Annotated in this window: 15 protein-coding genes and 1 tRNA gene; 14 read left to right on the top strand and 2 right to left on the bottom strand. The window is 36.8% G+C overall.

What is annotated here, in order from left to right:
- The first annotated feature begins 13 nt into the window (after positions 1 to 13).
- Complete coding sequence (gene mgtE, locus BN1068_RS00785) at positions 14 to 1393, top strand: magnesium transporter (protein WP_077600943.1); 1380 nt, start codon at positions 14 to 16, stop codon at positions 1391 to 1393.
- A gap of 150 nt (positions 1394 to 1543) precedes the next feature.
- Positions 1544 to 1990 (top strand): CotO family spore coat protein, encoded by a 447-nt coding sequence (locus BN1068_RS00790; RefSeq protein WP_077600944.1) that lies wholly within the window; start codon positions 1544 to 1546, stop codon positions 1988 to 1990.
- A gap of 140 nt (positions 1991 to 2130) precedes the next feature.
- On the opposite strand, the gene BN1068_RS00795 is transcribed toward BN1068_RS00790, so the two are convergent.
- A complete protein-coding gene (locus BN1068_RS00795; RefSeq protein WP_077600945.1) occupies positions 2131 to 2601 on the bottom strand; it encodes a CotY/CotZ family spore coat protein in 471 nt (156 codons plus the stop codon).
- Between the two features lie 224 nt (positions 2602 to 2825).
- Here BN1068_RS00795 and BN1068_RS00800 point away from each other — a divergent pair, with 224 nt between their 5' ends.
- Positions 2826 to 3074, top strand: a complete 249-nt coding sequence (locus BN1068_RS00800) for a hypothetical protein (protein ID WP_077600946.1) — start codon at positions 2826 to 2828, stop codon at positions 3072 to 3074.
- Positions 3075 to 3188: 114 nt separating this feature from the next.
- On the opposite strand, the gene BN1068_RS00805 is transcribed toward BN1068_RS00800, so the two are convergent.
- Entirely contained in the window at positions 3189 to 3902 is a 714-nt protein-coding gene (locus tag BN1068_RS00805) for a YetF domain-containing protein (RefSeq protein ID WP_077600947.1), read from the bottom strand.
- Between the two features lie 248 nt (positions 3903 to 4150).
- Here BN1068_RS00805 and BN1068_RS00810 point away from each other — a divergent pair.
- From BN1068_RS00810 to BN1068_RS00860, 11 genes are all read left to right on the top strand, one after another.
- A tRNA-Val gene (locus BN1068_RS00810) sits at positions 4151 to 4223 on the top strand.
- A gap of 144 nt (positions 4224 to 4367) precedes the next feature.
- Positions 4368 to 5639 carry a serine hydrolase domain-containing protein gene (locus BN1068_RS00815; RefSeq protein ID WP_077600948.1) on the top strand — a complete coding sequence of 424 codons (1272 nt, stop codon included), beginning with the start codon at positions 4368 to 4370 and terminating at the stop codon, positions 5637 to 5639.
- A gap of 307 nt (positions 5640 to 5946) precedes the next feature.
- Complete coding sequence (locus tag BN1068_RS00820; RefSeq protein WP_077600949.1) at positions 5947 to 6411, top strand: NUDIX domain-containing protein; 465 nt, start codon at positions 5947 to 5949, stop codon at positions 6409 to 6411.
- Positions 6412 to 6588: 177 nt separating this feature from the next.
- Positions 6589 to 8313 carry an ABC transporter ATP-binding protein gene (locus BN1068_RS00825; RefSeq protein WP_077600950.1) on the top strand — a complete coding sequence of 575 codons (1725 nt, stop codon included), beginning with the start codon at positions 6589 to 6591 and terminating at the stop codon, positions 8311 to 8313.
- Positions 8303 to 10108 (top strand): ABC transporter ATP-binding protein, encoded by a 1806-nt coding sequence (locus tag BN1068_RS00830; RefSeq protein WP_077600951.1) that lies wholly within the window; start codon positions 8303 to 8305, stop codon positions 10106 to 10108. Before BN1068_RS00825 ends, BN1068_RS00830 begins: the two co-directional genes overlap by 11 nt.
- Before the next feature lie 76 nt (positions 10109 to 10184).
- A complete protein-coding gene (locus tag BN1068_RS00835) occupies positions 10185 to 10910 on the top strand; it encodes an alpha/beta hydrolase (protein ID WP_077600952.1) in 726 nt (241 codons plus the stop codon).
- A 92-nt stretch (positions 10911 to 11002) separates the two neighbouring features.
- On the top strand, positions 11003 to 11515 hold the full coding sequence (locus BN1068_RS00840; RefSeq protein WP_077600953.1) for a YjcG family protein: 513 nt from the start codon (positions 11003 to 11005) through the stop codon (positions 11513 to 11515).
- Positions 11516 to 11522: 7 nt separating this feature from the next.
- Positions 11523 to 11948, top strand: coding sequence for a GNAT family N-acetyltransferase (locus BN1068_RS00845; protein ID WP_077601499.1), 426 nt, complete (start codon positions 11523 to 11525; stop codon positions 11946 to 11948).
- A 206-nt stretch (positions 11949 to 12154) separates the two neighbouring features.
- Positions 12155 to 12418 carry a sugar-binding transcriptional regulator gene (locus BN1068_RS00850; protein ID WP_077600954.1) on the top strand — a complete coding sequence of 88 codons (264 nt, stop codon included), beginning with the start codon at positions 12155 to 12157 and terminating at the stop codon, positions 12416 to 12418.
- A 202-nt stretch (positions 12419 to 12620) separates the two neighbouring features.
- Positions 12621 to 13859, top strand: a complete 1239-nt coding sequence (locus tag BN1068_RS00855) for a dicarboxylate/amino acid:cation symporter (protein WP_077600955.1) — start codon at positions 12621 to 12623, stop codon at positions 13857 to 13859.
- A gap of 257 nt (positions 13860 to 14116) precedes the next feature.
- Positions 14117 to 14896: a class I fructose-bisphosphate aldolase gene (locus tag BN1068_RS00860; RefSeq protein ID WP_077600956.1), complete on the top strand. Its 780-nt coding sequence runs from the start codon at positions 14117 to 14119 to the stop codon at positions 14894 to 14896.
- The last annotated feature ends 18 nt before the right edge of the window (positions 14897 to 14914 follow it).

Below are 14914 nucleotides of genomic sequence, written 5' to 3' on the forward strand. Positions count from 1 at the left end.
AGGAGGAACTGCTATGAAAAAGGATCAATATGATGTTCAATATGAAGAACAGTTTCAAGAACATATTGATAAAGTTCAAGAAGCATTAGAAAATGAAAATATGGAGGAGTTTCGGACAGAATTTCTCGAAATCCATCCATATGATCAGGCTGTGTTTTTCCAGCAGCAGGATGAAGACAGAAGAGCGCAGATATACACGTATTTATCTCCTGAAGAAATGTCAGAGATATTAATTAACATTGATTTAGATGATGTCATTGAGTTTTTTGAGGAGATGGATCCGAGATATGCTGCGATGATTTTTGGGGAAATGCCTGTCGATGATGCAGTAGATATTTTAAATGAGCTGGATAAAGAAAAAGTAGTCAGTTATTTGACTATCATGGATAAAGAATCTGCTGATGATATTAAACAGCTTCTTCATTATGAAGAGAAAACCGCTGGTAGTATCATGACCACGGAGTATGTTGTACTTTTCGAGGATCAGACCGTGGCAGAGACCATGCAGCAATTAAAAAAAGAAGCACCCGATGCAGAGACAATTTATTACTTGTTTGTCCTGGATAACAGTAAACGCTTAGTAGGTGTCTTATCTATCAGAGATTTAATTATTGCAGATAGTGATACTTTGATTAAAGAAGTCATGAGTACGAAAGTGGTTGCTGTATCTGTTGCAAAAGACCAGGAAGATGTTGCACAGATGTTTAGAGATTACGATTTCCTTGCACTTCCGGTAGTTGATTTTCAAGATCATCTTCTCGGGATTATCACAGTCGACGATATTTTAGACGTTATGGAAGAAGAAGCAAGTGAGGACTACTCCAAACTAGCAGCGATGTCCAATACGGATATTAAAGATGACACAGCGATTCGTTCTGCAAGAAAGAGACTTCCCTGGCTGGTTATTCTGCTGTTTTTAGGTATGTTAACTGCTACGTTAATTGCCAGTTTTGAACAGACCCTGGAACAAGTGGCTATTTTAGCAGCCTTTATTCCTTTAATCGGAGGAACGGCAGGTAACTCAGGAACACAGGCACTTGCTGTATCTGTACGTGGAATGGCGACCGGAGAATTTGAAAATACCGGGAAGTGGAAGCTTTTAGGCCGGGAAGCACTAACGGGACTAATTAATGGGATATTATGCGGAATCATTCTTGCTACGATTATTTTTATTTGGCAGGGCAATATTTATTTAGGTATTCTCTTAGGTTTGTCTATTATGGGCTCTCTTCTAGTAGCAACGCTGGCAGGTGCTCTTATTCCAATGCTGATGAACCGCCTGAATATTGATCCGGCAGTGGCATCAGGACCCTTTATTACAACAATTAATGACCTTATTTCCACATTGATTTATTTCGGAATGGCAACTGCATTTATGAGCTATTTAATTTGATAATAAGATGAAAAAGAGGATTGTCACCATTTTGGCGGCAGTCCCTTTTATTTAGGCGATTGGCGCAATTATGAGGCCAGACACAAATCAAATTCTAGGTTCATACACTATACAAGATAAGCTAAGAAAGCCAAAAGAGGTGAATGAACGATGACAAATAAAAATAAAGCGCAAGCCCCCTTACTCTACATTAGCCAGCCTCAGCTGCAGGAATTTTCAGCTCCAATGCAAGAAAACTATGTAGGTGATTACAGGCGAAAGAAGCAAACGGAGATGAAACCTGTTCCGCAGGTGAAAAAAACACAGTCCAAAGACAGAAAAAATGCAGATGGAGACAACTCCAAAACAACTGAACAGCAATCAAGCAAGAAAAAGTTTATGGAGATGACAATTGCAGAAAAAATAAATTATTTAACAAACCGCTCTGAATTTGCTCCTCCTATAAAATGTGAAATAATTACAGCTTCCAAGAAGAAGTATCGCGGTGTGATTCGTGAAAACAATACAGATACACTGGCTTTACAATTAAATAATCGGAAAAATAAAATTGATATTGCAATCAAAGATATTGAAAACATTCAATTATTAGGATTTTAAAAGACACCATCCGGGAGGGCCTCCCTGGATGGTGTATCTTTTGGCAGTTAAGAAAGTTTATACTTTCTTAACTGCATAAGTGTAACTAAGGTTGTCACCTAAAGGAATGGTGACAACCAAGTTTTTTAATGGAAATTATTTTAATGAAATGCTCTGATTGCCGGCAGGCAGGTAACATGGCAAAAGCAATCTAAATCTACTGTGATACAAATGCCTGTTGCTTCCAAGTCTTCTGTATTTTGATCAGTCGGATCCTTCATATGATCAAATCCACAGCTTTCTCCATCACTGAGTAGTAACTCAAGAATAGCACAATTGTCTTTATCTACTTTCTTTACTCTGAAAATAAAACTAGATAAAATTGGATTCATTTTGTTGTGATGATTTTTTGTTGTGCCGAACCCTTTAAATGGTTTGCAATCTTTGCAATATAGAATAACAGGTACCGTATCTAAATCATTACTTACCTCATTTGTGCACAAAAGGTCATTGATTGATTGTTCACAGCTCGTATCACAGCAGTTTTCTACAATATCGTTTTGAGCATCAACAATGTCTTTTAAAATATCTGCAACACAACTTCCAGTATCATAATTTTTTCCACAACCCATGAGAAAATGCTCCTTTCACAATTTGAATTTTCTTTCCTTATAGGATATGTGTCTTCCCAGTGTTGGTGTGGGCGAGTGTAACTATGAGCAAGGGCTATTTCAATAAAAATAAAATTCTGACTATACAACATAAAATAATCTGTATATAATAATGTATAAATAAAACGGTTTCATTTTTCTGGAACGGGGTATATATAATTGAAGATACAAGGGAGGTGCAGAGGATGGGGTATATTCTTCCGGTTCAAAACTCACAGTATGTTGATTATCAGCAAAGGCTGCAGCCGACACAGAAAAAAGACCATCATATAGAAGGAGCTTTTAAAGTTCAGTTAGAACGGAGGCATCAGGAGATTGGCGCAACATATGACCGCTATTACCGCAATAGATCTGAACCTCAAAAACAGTTAGACCTGCCATTAGACTCATCCCTGATTACGGGTAAAGGCAGGTATATTAATAAATACGTATAGAAGCATTCCTCTTATTATAAAAGGAATGCTTCTTTTATTTTCATATTATGTTAAGAAAAATATTTTCAGTGGGGCGGATATTCAAAGTACTTTCAGATAGTTATAAAATTAATTTCAATCCAAATCGCTATATTTCTGATGCTCCCGATTAAAGAAAGGGACAATATATAATGGATTTCCTTTTGTGTATTCTGCATAAAAAATTTCTGAAATATCTTTATACCCTTGTTCCCGGATAGATTCCTCCAACCAGGAGACGGGAAGGTTTTTCTCTTCCAAGTTATCTTTTATAATTTCTCCATCATTAATAAGCGTAATTGGTAATGCTACATCCTGAGGAGATAATTTTAAATCCTTGCGCGTAGGTGTTTGATAATCTGTTTTTTTTAGAACTGATACGGTTCCATTTGCTTCTAACACGGCAAATTCAACCTCACTGATGGAAAAGACGTCTTTTTCTCTTAAAAGGTGCTGCAGCTGATTAATATCCAGCTTGGTTTTTTTCATCATATCTCTGACAAGCTTCCCACGATGAATTATTATTGTCGGGCTTCCTTCGAGCAAATGCCGTGTGCGCTTATATTTTTGTGAAATAATTTCAACAGTATACATAAGAATACCATAAAGAGCTACAACAAAGGCTATTTCAGCTATCCCTGCCTTTGGATCAAATAAAGCATTCCCAACTAATTCACCCAATAATAATGCGGAAATAAAATCAAAGGGGGTAATCTGGGAAATTTGAGTCTTCCCTAATATTTTTGTGATTAAAAATAAAGCAAAAAATCCAAAGATAACCTCTACAAACATACTCATGTAACTGGACATATTATACGCTCCTTTATCTTTTACACAGTATTTTATATTGTGTACAGAAGCGGGAAAAAAATGTATATGAAAAAAGAAAATATATAAGTGGAGGGAAGATGTACCTTCTCTCTATATGAGCGGGAGGTAAATGAAGCTTATTTCATAATCGGTAATATAATGCCGCTGACTATGGGCTTGCCAGCGCAAATATTGTTAGCTTGTTTTCTTGTTCATTTGGTTGTATAATATGTATTGTACCTACATACGATTCCGTAGCTCAGCTGGGAGAGCGCTTGCTTGACAGGCAAGAGGTCGTTGGTTCGAGCCCAATCGGAGTCACTTACTAAAAGCGGTTCATAGAGAAGATTTTCTCTTTAATTGCGTGAAGACACATTATTATGGATGTGTCTTTTTTCTTTTTTTGAAGAATTTTTTAAGAGAACGGGAATCCATGGAGTATTTATTTATAAGGAGTGGGTGATGATGCAGGAAATAAAATCAAAAATAGATACATATATCAACAAATATCTGGAGTTGTGGGATTTCTACGGAGTTATTCAAGTTATAAAAAATGATGACGTTCTTTTTGAAAGCGCATACGGTTATTCCAATATCGAGTTTGGGATCAAGAATAATATAAGCTCATGCTTCTCGATTGCTTCCATGTCTAAGCAATTTACAGCCTTTGCTGTTATGCTTCTGCATGATAAGGGAGTATTGGATATTGATAAACCAGCATATTTATTTCTTCCTGGTGATATGAAGATTGAAAAATCAATAACTGTCCATCATTTATTATCGCACACATCAGGTTTAAGTAATTTCTATAATTTTGAAAGTGACTTTTTCTCTGAATACAATAGAATGGATTATTCTAGAAACGATTACTTTCAACGGTATATAAATAAAAAACCTGTTTTTCCACCAGGCATGAAATATGACTATAATAACGTAAATTATAATTTACTTGCATGGATTATTGAAAATGTTACAGGAGAGACATATGAGGATTATATCCGGAACAGTATATTCCTGCCTTTGGACATGGTAAACAGCGATATAGATGACGGATGTAAAATTATTAAAAACAGATCCTCTAATTATGTAAAAGATTTTGATGCAACTATCAAACGCCCATATTATAACGAAAAATTTAGTATTGGTGCAGGAGCGATTATTTCTAATTGTGATAATTTATACAAATGGTACACCTGCTTGCGCGATAGAAAAATTCTTTCTCAAGAAGCATATAAAAGGTTTTTCAATGAAAACAAAAATAACTATTGTTATGGGTTGGAATATCGTCATGTTTATGGAACAAAAAGATACGAACATGGGGGAGACCATCTTGGGATAAGCACTTATATGCAGCATTACTTTGATGAAAATATTTGTATCATTATACTTTCAAATAATGAAGCTATCAATCAATATAGATTAGGCAATGCAATTGCAGATATTCTGCATCATGTGGAGGTAGACCTCCCTGTAAAATTTAAAGAATTTCCTCTTTGTGCACACGAGCTTGAAAAGTATTGCGGTATATATCTGAAAGATAAAATCGAAGTAGATTTTATTAATGGAAAATTATATTTTGTAAGATTCTCAGGCAATCTTCATATTGAAATCTATCCGGTAGGTGAAGGAAGGTTTGTACGACGATACTTTGATCAGATTGAACCGTATCGTATTGTAGAGAATGAAGACGGTAAAATGACGTTTTTTGGATATGTCATTGGTGGAGCTGCAAAATGAAAAATTTAGTATGAAATCAATTACAATTTACTATTGTCATGAATGAAGGAAGGGAGCACAACACTCATGGAAACGTATTTATATCATGTCGTTACTGAAAAGCCTATGCAGTCCGGGCAAACAATCATTTTTGACACAACACACTATAATGGAATCTATAATCGGGTTATGACTTGTAAAAAAATATTAGATGGTGATAATCCTGTGGATGAACTTCTATAATAAATTTACAATTTGGAAATTAAATCTACCTTTTTTAAAATGTACTCAATTTACATTATTTCAAAAAAGTGACAGGAGGATTTTAATGAACATAAGAAACTCAGCAAAAGCAATTATTATTCAGGATAAACAGCTGTTAGCCATAAAAAAACTGGATAAAGATGGATACTATTTTATTTTACCCGGCGGTGGTCAAGAACATGGAGAAACACTGCATCAAACATTAAAAAGAGAATGTATAGAAGAAATTAATGCAGGTGTCGAAATAGATAATCTTTTATTTATAAGAGAATATATCGGGAAAAATCATGAGCACTTTGAGTTTGATTCTGAATTGCATCAGGTAGAGTATATGTTTTTATGTGATATTAAAGACAGCATCAAAGAGATAGGAAATGGCGCGGTACCTGATGAAGGACAAATAGGTGTTGAATGGCTGCCGATAGCAGATTTAATGAATTATCGCTTATACCCTCAAGCAATAAGAGAAAAGATTATTGCTTGTACTTTGGGGAAAGAATTCCCTGTGTATCTTGGCGACATCAATTAATATAGAATAATGAAAGAACTGCTCCAATAACAGCGGGTTATGATGACTTTAATCATCATTTCGGAAACCGAACTAAATACTGGCTTATTTATCAGCGTTCATTCTATAATAAAATAAATAATTTATTTTTCATTGAATTTCTGAATACTTTTACTTTTTGGTTGGTAGGTGGATTATTTGCGAAAAGTTTTTTCTTATTTAGGTCCTTATAAATTTCCTTCGATTATTGCATTTTCACTTATGCTTATCGAGCTGGCAGTAGAGTTATTGCTTCCTCTTTTCTTAGGGTTAATGATTAATCAGGGGGTTGTGAATCAGGATATCCAGAATATTGTATTTTGGGGATCGGTTATGATTGGTTTGGCTTTATTATCATTTCTTGCAGGAGTTCTGAATTCTTTTCTATCGTCTCATGTCAGTTTTTCTTATGCTTATGATTTACGAAAAGAATTATTTGCAAAGATTCAAAGCTTTTCCTATGCAAAATTGAATAAATATCCCACATCTTCTCTGGTTACAAGGTTTACAAATGATATCCGGCAGATTCAGAATACCGTTTTTATGGTTCTCCGTATTATGGCAAAGGCACCGTTGACTGTAATTGGCGGTGTTATTATGGCTTTTATGGTAAATGTCCGGCTGGCGTTAATCTTTTTAATTACTGTACCGCTTCTTATTCTATTTCTTTTGTGGGTATTAAAGATTTCAAGCAAATTATTTAAGCAGGTCCAGAGTCAAGTGGACAGTGTCAATCGTGTGATGCAGGAAAACCTTGCCGGAATGAGACTTATCAAAGCCTTTACACGGCGTTACACAGAAGAAAAACGATTTGACGATGCCAACCGTACACTTGCTTTAACGACACGGAAAACCTTTCGAATTGTGGAATCAACAGGACCAATTCTGCTTTTTGTGATGAATTTGAGTTTAATTTTTATTATCTGGTTCGGGAGTATTCAAACGATTAACGGGCAGGCAAATATCGGAGAAGTCGTTACAATGATTAATTATGCACTACGCGTAGCAATGTCCATCTCGATGTTCTCTTTTATTATCATGGCGCTGTCTAGAACAAAAGCATCTGCCGAACGAATCAATGAGGTGCTGATAGAAGCCGGCGGAGAACAGGAAGAAAAGCAGGCGGATTATTCTGTAGGTAAAGGTCGCATTGTGTATGATGAGGTTTCTTTCCGTTACCCGGATGCATTACAGGACACACTATCCGGTATATCCTTCTCCGTAAATCCGGGGGAACGTCTGGCGATTATAGGAGCAACCGGTTCCGGGAAGACGTCTTTATTCCAGCTAATGCCCCGTCTTTATGAGACTTCCGGAGGGAAGGTATATGTAGATGACATACCTTTAGAGGACTATTCATTTAAAGCTATACGAAATAGTATCGGCTATGTGCCGCAGTCGCCGCTTTTATTTACCGGATCCATTTTTGATAACATCGCTTTTGGAAAGAAAGATGCAACAATGGAAGAAGTGATTCAGGCAGCTAAGGATGCACAGATTCATGAAACAATCCAAGGTCTGGAGCATCAATATGAAACCAGAGTCGGCCAAAAGGGAGTAAACCTTTCAGGAGGACAAAAACAGCGCATATCCATTGCGCGTGCTCTTGTCCGCAAACCGGAAATTTTAATGCTGGATGACAGCACCAGTGCTCTTGATTTAGCTACAGAGGCACGATTCCTGAAGGCGCTGGATGGCTATCAGTGTACCGTGCTCTTAATTACACAAAAAATAACCACTGCTAAAAAATCAGATCGTATTCTCCTGCTTGATAAAGGAGAGATTCTGGATATAGGCTCTCATAACGAATTGCTGGAACGCTCAGATCTATATCGGGCTATTGCGGAATCACAGCAGGAAAAGGAGGTTCTCCATGCGAAATAATTCATTAAAAGCCGCCTTTCGATATAAACGGATAGATGTATCGAATGTGAACACATCTGGTTCTAAAAAAGCAGAAAATATGGGAGCAGCCTTAAAGCGGATATGGAATTATCTAAAGATGGAGAAGGGGAAATTATTTCTTGTTATTTTGATGGTATGTATCAGTTCTCTATTTGCTCTTCTGGGACCATTTCTGGTAGGAAAGTCGATTGATAATTTTATTGTGGCCCAGCAGCTTAATGGACTTGGACTCTTACTTCTGGGCTTGGTTATCGTTTATATTGTTCATTCTCTGTCCCTCTTTCTTCAAAATTATTGGATGGTTGATATTGCCCAGCAGACAGTATATACATTGCGGAAAAATTTGTTTGAACAATTTCACCGGCTGCCCATTTCCTATTTTGACCAGAGGCAGCACGGGGAGCTGATGAGCCGGTTAACAAATGATATAGATAATATTAATAACACATTGAACCAATCTGTCATTCAAATCTTCGCCAGTGTCCTGACGTTAGTAGGAACAGTGAGTATCATGCTTTATTTGAGCCCTGTTTTAACACTAGTGACGATGTCTATTATTCCTGTCATGTTTTTTGCAATGCGCTGGATTACAAGAAGAACCGGGCCATTGTATAAATTGCAGCAGCGTGACTTAGGTGATGTAAACGGCTATGTGGAAGAAATAGTTTCCGGTCAGCATGTTGTCAAAACATACTCTCAGGAAGATTATGTAACCAGTCAGTTTGAGCAAAGAAATAAATCCTTGCAAAACACAGGTTTTTGGGCATTGACCATCTCCGGACTCATCCCTAAAATCATGAATACATTAAACTTTTTAAGTTTTGCAATGATTGCCTTTGTAGGCGGAGTACTTGTGATCACGTCAGATGGATCGCTGGTGACTGTAGGAACTATTGTTATCTTTACAGAGTACGCACGACAATTTACAAGACCTTTAAATGAATTATCAAACCAGTTTAATTTACTATTATCCGCTATCGCCGGTGCAGAAAGAGTGTTCCAGGTAATGGATGAAACTGGAGAAGAAATCGATGAGAAAGATGCTTCAGAGATTCCGGATACAAAAGGTCATCTTGTTTTTAATCATGTAAGCTTTGGCTATGAGTCAGCTAAAATTCTGAATGATATCAGCTTTGAGGCGAAGCCTGGAGAAACGGTTGCATTTGTAGGGCATACCGGAGCCGGAAAAACAACTATCATTAACCTTATTTCCCGCTTTTATAATTATGATAGCGGTCAGATTACATTAGATGGTATCGATATCAAAAACATAAAACGCTCCAGCCTCCGCAAACATATGGCCTTTGTGCTGCAGGATACTTTCTTATTCCACGGAACTATCCGTGAAAATATCCGGTACGGAAGACTCGAAGCAACTGATAAGGAAATAGAGCAGGCAGCTAAAGATGCTAATGCACATGACTTTATTCTATCTTTACAGGATAAGTACGATACGGTTCTGGATCAGGAAGGAAGCGGTATTAGCCAGGGCCAAAAACAGTTATTAACTATTGCGCGTGCATTATTAGCAGAGCCTAAAATTTTAATACTTGATGAAGCAACCAGTAATATTGATACCGTTACAGAATTGAAAATTCAGGAAGCGTTAAAACGACTGATGGAGGGGCGAACCAGTTTTGTTATTGCCCATAGACTAAATACTATCCGGGAAGCAGATGAAATTATTATGCTCGAAAATGGGGAAATCATGGAGCAGGGAAGTCATCAGGAATTAATGAACCAGCAGGGAAAGTATTATCAGCTTTATCAATAAAAATGCTTCAAGTGACAGTCCGGCCATACAATGATAGACTATTGCTATACTATTAAGAAAGACTGGGGTGGGACGTTTGCGCAGGAAAGGTAAAATGATTGAAAAAGAAATAGACAGCTCTTTTTTAAAAGAGACGATGACATTACAAATTTATCATCCGGAGACTTTTTCAGAGCTGTATAAATATGAAATCTGTATTATGCAGGATGGAAAAGATTACTTTCAAATGGGCAGAATTGCTACATTAAGTGATAAGCTTCATGATGAAAAAGAAATGCACAATGTCGTCTTTGTTGGTATTCACTACAAGGATAAATATGACCGCAGAAAGAAGTATCATCCATCCGGTGAACAGAATGAGGCTTATACAAACTTTCTCGTGCGAGAGGTTGTCCCTTATTTAGATGATTTAATACCGACATACCATATGGGGAAATCGCGTTCACTAATCGGCGACTCTTTGGCGGGGACCCTGGCATTGATGACAGCAATAAAATTTCCGCATACGTTTGGAAAGGTGGGGATGCAGTCTCCTTACGTTGATGATTCTGTATTAACGTATGTAGAGCAGGCTCAACCCTTGTCCACCCTGGATATTTACCATACAATTGGTACAAAAGAAACAGAGGTGCAAATGAGTGATGGGAATACAGCTGATTTTGTAGAACCGAATCGGAAATTAAATAAAGCATTAGAAAAAACTGGAGCAGTTTATACGTATCACGAATTAGATGACGGCATTCACACTTGGAAATATTGGCAAAATGATATGCGGCGTCTATTAACAACATTGTTTGATTAAAATTTCTATTTTCATTTTCTTTTGCTATACTTATGTAGATACAGATTATATAGAGCTTATAATAAATAATATAATATCAGGAGGTTGTATTAATGAAATATGGAATCGCTATTTTCCCTTCAAAAACTGTACAGGATCAAGCCAATGCCTTAAGAAAGCGTTACGACCCAAGGTACTCTTTAATCCCTCCACACATTACATTAAAGTACCCGTTTGAAACAAATTCTGACGAGATAGATGAAGTTGTCCAGGCATTGCATAAAATTGCCGGAAGTACAGATCCTTTTTATATTCATATCAACAAAGTCAGCACCTTTGAACCAGTAACAAATACAATTTATTTAAAGGTCGAACCAATTGAGCAGCTGAAGATGCTTAATGAACAGCTGCAACAGGGAATATTCGAAAATAACCAGGATCATTCTTTTGTGCCGCATATTACGATTGCGCAGGACCTGGTACATGATGAATTCAGAGATATTGTTGGAAGATTGAAAATGGAAGGCTTTGAAATCAAAGATTATATTGACCGTTTCCAGCTCTTATATGAATTGGAGAATGGCTCCTGGACAGTCTATGAAACATTTTTATTGGGAAAGGAATAAAGAATTCATGTTAGTAAAGATTGCGACTGCTCCTAAAGAGTTAGAAACTGTATATCAAATCCGGACAGAGGTATTTGTTGAGGAGCAGAACGTACCGCCGGAAAGAGAAATAGATGAATTTGATAAAAAGGCAACCCATTTTATTGCATATGAGGATGAACTCCCTGTTGCTGCAGCCCGTTTACGGTTTACAGAAGACGGTTACGGTAAGCTGGAACGGATATGTGTCTTGAAATCGCAGCGTGGAAAATCTCTCGGAAAAAAATTAATGACTAAGATGGAAGAAGAAATCAAAAATCAGGATTTTCATAAAGCTAAGCTGAACGCGCAGACACATGCACAGGATTTTTATCGAAAGCTGGGCTATGAGGTTACTTCTGGAGAATTTCTGGATGCAGGAATCCCGCATGTCACAATGGTTAAATACTTATAATTTTAAGAAGGCTCTTATCTCTCGGGGATAGGAGCTTTTTTTATTGCAGATTAACCAGCTGCAAAATTCCCATAAACATAGAGCTTATGTGATAAATATTTCAAAAATCGTTCACAAATAGGAATGAGGTTCAATTTTTATCGAATATTCAGGAAAACCCACATAAATTACTATTAATGGAGAAAAGTTTAAGGAAAGCGTTATTATTGAAAAGTGTATATATGTATTATATCGATAATATGTCCCAGCACGATATCGCGCAGGATTTTCATTTTTCCAGAAGTAAAATATCAAGGCTTTTGCTGGAAGCAAGGGAGCAAGGTATTGTTCAGATAAACGTAACAACTCCGGTAACACGCTGTTTTGATTTAGAGCAGCAGCTGAAAGATGTATTTGGGATAAGTGAAGCCGTTGCAGTTCCAGTATATTCAACGAAAGAAGCAATTGACTCAGCGCTGGCGGGGAAATAGGCAGATACATTAATTACCGATGAACCTGTTGCAGATTTTCTTTAATACTCCTTTATGGCAGGATAAAAAGTATTTATAAAATCTTTCTGAAAGAGAAGTTGATAATTATAAGAATATTTAATAACTTCCCTTCATTTCAGCATTCCTGTAAAATAGAATAGATTCTATTAATATCATATTGTAAAGAGAGAGGAAATATAAAATGTTAGAAAAATTAAAAGCCTATCGATTTCCACTTATTCTTTTAGCTTCTATTATTATCGGAGCGATAATTGGGTTATTTTTTGGAGAAGATGCAGCTGTATTAAAACCTTTCGGGGACTTATTTATTAATTTACTGTTTATGATTGTTATCCCGCTCGTGTTTTTCTCTATTTCATCAGCTATCGCCAGCATGGACAGCATGAAAAGACTCGGAAAAATTATGGGTTCGATGATTACCGTCTTTGTGATAACCGGAGTTATTGCAGCTGTATTTATGCTTGTTGCGACAGTTATTTTTAAGCCTGGTTCAGGTGTGGATATTCCATTAAGTGCTCCTGAAAATGTAGAAGAGCAAAGCCTGTCAGATCAATTAGTCAACACGTTTACTGTTCCGGATTTTGTTGAACTGTTCTCACGAGATAATATGATGGCGCTTATTGTAATGTCGATACTGGTTGGTGTGGCGACCGGGCTCTCCAGAGAGAAGGGGAGGCCATTTGCGAGACTTCTTACGAGTGCATCTGATGTATTTATGAAGCTGATTCAGCTTATTATGTATTATGCACCTATTGGATTAGGAGCGTACTTTGCCTCCTTAGTCGGAGAATTTGGTACAGCACTGATTGGCGATTATGCAAAAGCAGTGATTGTTTATTATCCGGTGTCTATTTTGTATTTCGCTATTGGCTTTACATTATATGCATTTATCGCTGGTGGAAGAAAAGGAGTCAGCCGCTTTTGGAAGAATATACTTGGTCCAGCTGCTACCTCATTAGGTACAGGAAGCAGTGTGGCTACCATTCCAGTTAATCTGCAGGCAGCAGAGCGGATTGGTGTTCCAAAAGATATCCGTGAGACGATTATGCCTCTTGGAGCAACTATTCACATGGATGGTTCCTGTTTATCAGCTATGTTAAAAATTGCCTTTATCTTTGGCGTATTTAATCAGGATTTTACCGGAATTGACACATTTTTAACTGCTATTGGTATTTGTTTATTATCCGGTATTGTTATGAGTGGAATTCCGGGCGGAGGTTTTACAGGAGAATTAATGATAATTACATTGTACGGTTTTCCAATCGAAGCTCTGCCAATCATTACTGCGATCGGAGTTGTTGTTGATCCGCCGGCTACGATGGTTAACTCGACAGGTGATACAGTTTCGAGTATGGTTGTGGCTAGACATATTGAAGGGAAGGACTGGATGGAGAAGGCAGATGCATCATCCAGTGCTTAATATAAAAAAACAAGACGCACAAGTACAAAGCGTCTTGTTTTTTTATATGTTAAAAATCATATTATGAGATCATTTCATTTTACAGACATTAATCGATAATAAATAAATTGAAATTTTAAAATAATAAATTGACAAAGAATATCAATTATACTATTATAATTTTAAACCATTATACGTACAAACGGTTTAAGTTGTAATAATTTAAACAATAATGGGTTGGTACTTTATACAAAATAATCTAAGGAGTGGACGACCAAATGGGAAAATCGTTACGGCTGTCAAGAATTTTTAGAAAGGACACAGGTAACTCACTTATATTACCTGTAGATCATGGAATTGGAGGGAGTATTGAAGGATTAGAAGACCCAGTTAAGATTCTTAAAGAGTTACAAACACCTGATATTGACGCAATATTACTAAATGATGGTGTTGCTAGACAAGCTGAAGAAGTTTTTCATGGAAAAGGCACACCAGCCCGAATGTTAAATTCGGATATTTTTAGTTATGAAGTAAAAAATGAACGAATGGAACATCATTTAACGTTCAGTCCAGAGTTTGCAGTCCGTAAAGGATATGATTGTATAAAGCTTGTCTTGTTTTGGGATCGCCCTGCTGAGGAAAGAATGCGTTCTATGAAATTGATAGCCTCTGTTATTGAGGAAGCAGAAAAATGGGAAATGCCGGTTTTAGTGGAGCCCCTTACATCAAAGCCAATCGAAGATCCTAAAGAGCGGGCAAAAGTTATCTCTGATGCAAATAGAGCTGCGTTTGAACTAGGTGCGGATATATTAAAAGTAGCTCACCCTGGTGATACAAAAACACTTGAAAACTGGGTGAATTATTTTGATATTCCTATTATTCTGCTAGGTGGAAATAAAAGCGGGACTACGGAAGATTTAGTGAAAATGGTAGATGATGCTATTAATGTTGGTATTAATGGTGTTGCTATTGGCAGGAATGTTTGGCAACGGCCGCCAAAAGAAGCAAAAGAATTATTAGCTAGATTTGCAGAAATTATCCATAAGCCAAGAAACTAAAAATGTTAATTATTAAGT

The sequence above is a fragment of the Oceanobacillus sojae genome, from assembly GCF_900162665.1.
Classification (GTDB): Bacteria; Bacillota; Bacilli; order Bacillales; family Amphibacillaceae; genus Oceanobacillus; species Oceanobacillus sojae_A.

Bases quoted from the DNA above. Each gene is read 5' to 3' on its own strand.
- mgtE (WP_077600943.1), top strand. From the start codon at position 14: ATGAAAAAGGATCAATATGATGTTCAATATGAAGAACAGTTTCAAGAA.
- BN1068_RS00790 (WP_077600944.1), top strand. From the start codon at position 1,544: ATGACAAATAAAAATAAAGCGCAAGCCCCCTTACTCTACATTAGCCAG.
- BN1068_RS00795 (WP_077600945.1), bottom strand. From the start codon at position 2,601: ATGGGTTGTGGAAAAAATTATGATACTGGAAGTTGTGTTGCAGATATT.
- BN1068_RS00800 (WP_077600946.1), top strand. From the start codon at position 2,826: ATGGGGTATATTCTTCCGGTTCAAAACTCACAGTATGTTGATTATCAG.
- BN1068_RS00805 (WP_077600947.1), bottom strand. From the start codon at position 3,902: ATGTCCAGTTACATGAGTATGTTTGTAGAGGTTATCTTTGGATTTTTT.
- BN1068_RS00815 (WP_077600948.1), top strand. From the start codon at position 4,368: ATGCAGGAAATAAAATCAAAAATAGATACATATATCAACAAATATCTG.
- BN1068_RS00820 (WP_077600949.1), top strand. From the start codon at position 5,947: ATGAACATAAGAAACTCAGCAAAAGCAATTATTATTCAGGATAAACAG.
- BN1068_RS00830 (WP_077600951.1), top strand. From the start codon at position 8,303: ATGCGAAATAATTCATTAAAAGCCGCCTTTCGATATAAACGGATAGAT.
- BN1068_RS00840 (WP_077600953.1), top strand. From the start codon at position 11,003: ATGAAATATGGAATCGCTATTTTCCCTTCAAAAACTGTACAGGATCAA.
- BN1068_RS00845 (WP_077601499.1), top strand. From the start codon at position 11,523: ATGTTAGTAAAGATTGCGACTGCTCCTAAAGAGTTAGAAACTGTATAT.
- BN1068_RS00855 (WP_077600955.1), top strand. From the start codon at position 12,621: ATGTTAGAAAAATTAAAAGCCTATCGATTTCCACTTATTCTTTTAGCT.
- BN1068_RS00860 (WP_077600956.1), top strand. From the start codon at position 14,117: ATGGGAAAATCGTTACGGCTGTCAAGAATTTTTAGAAAGGACACAGGT.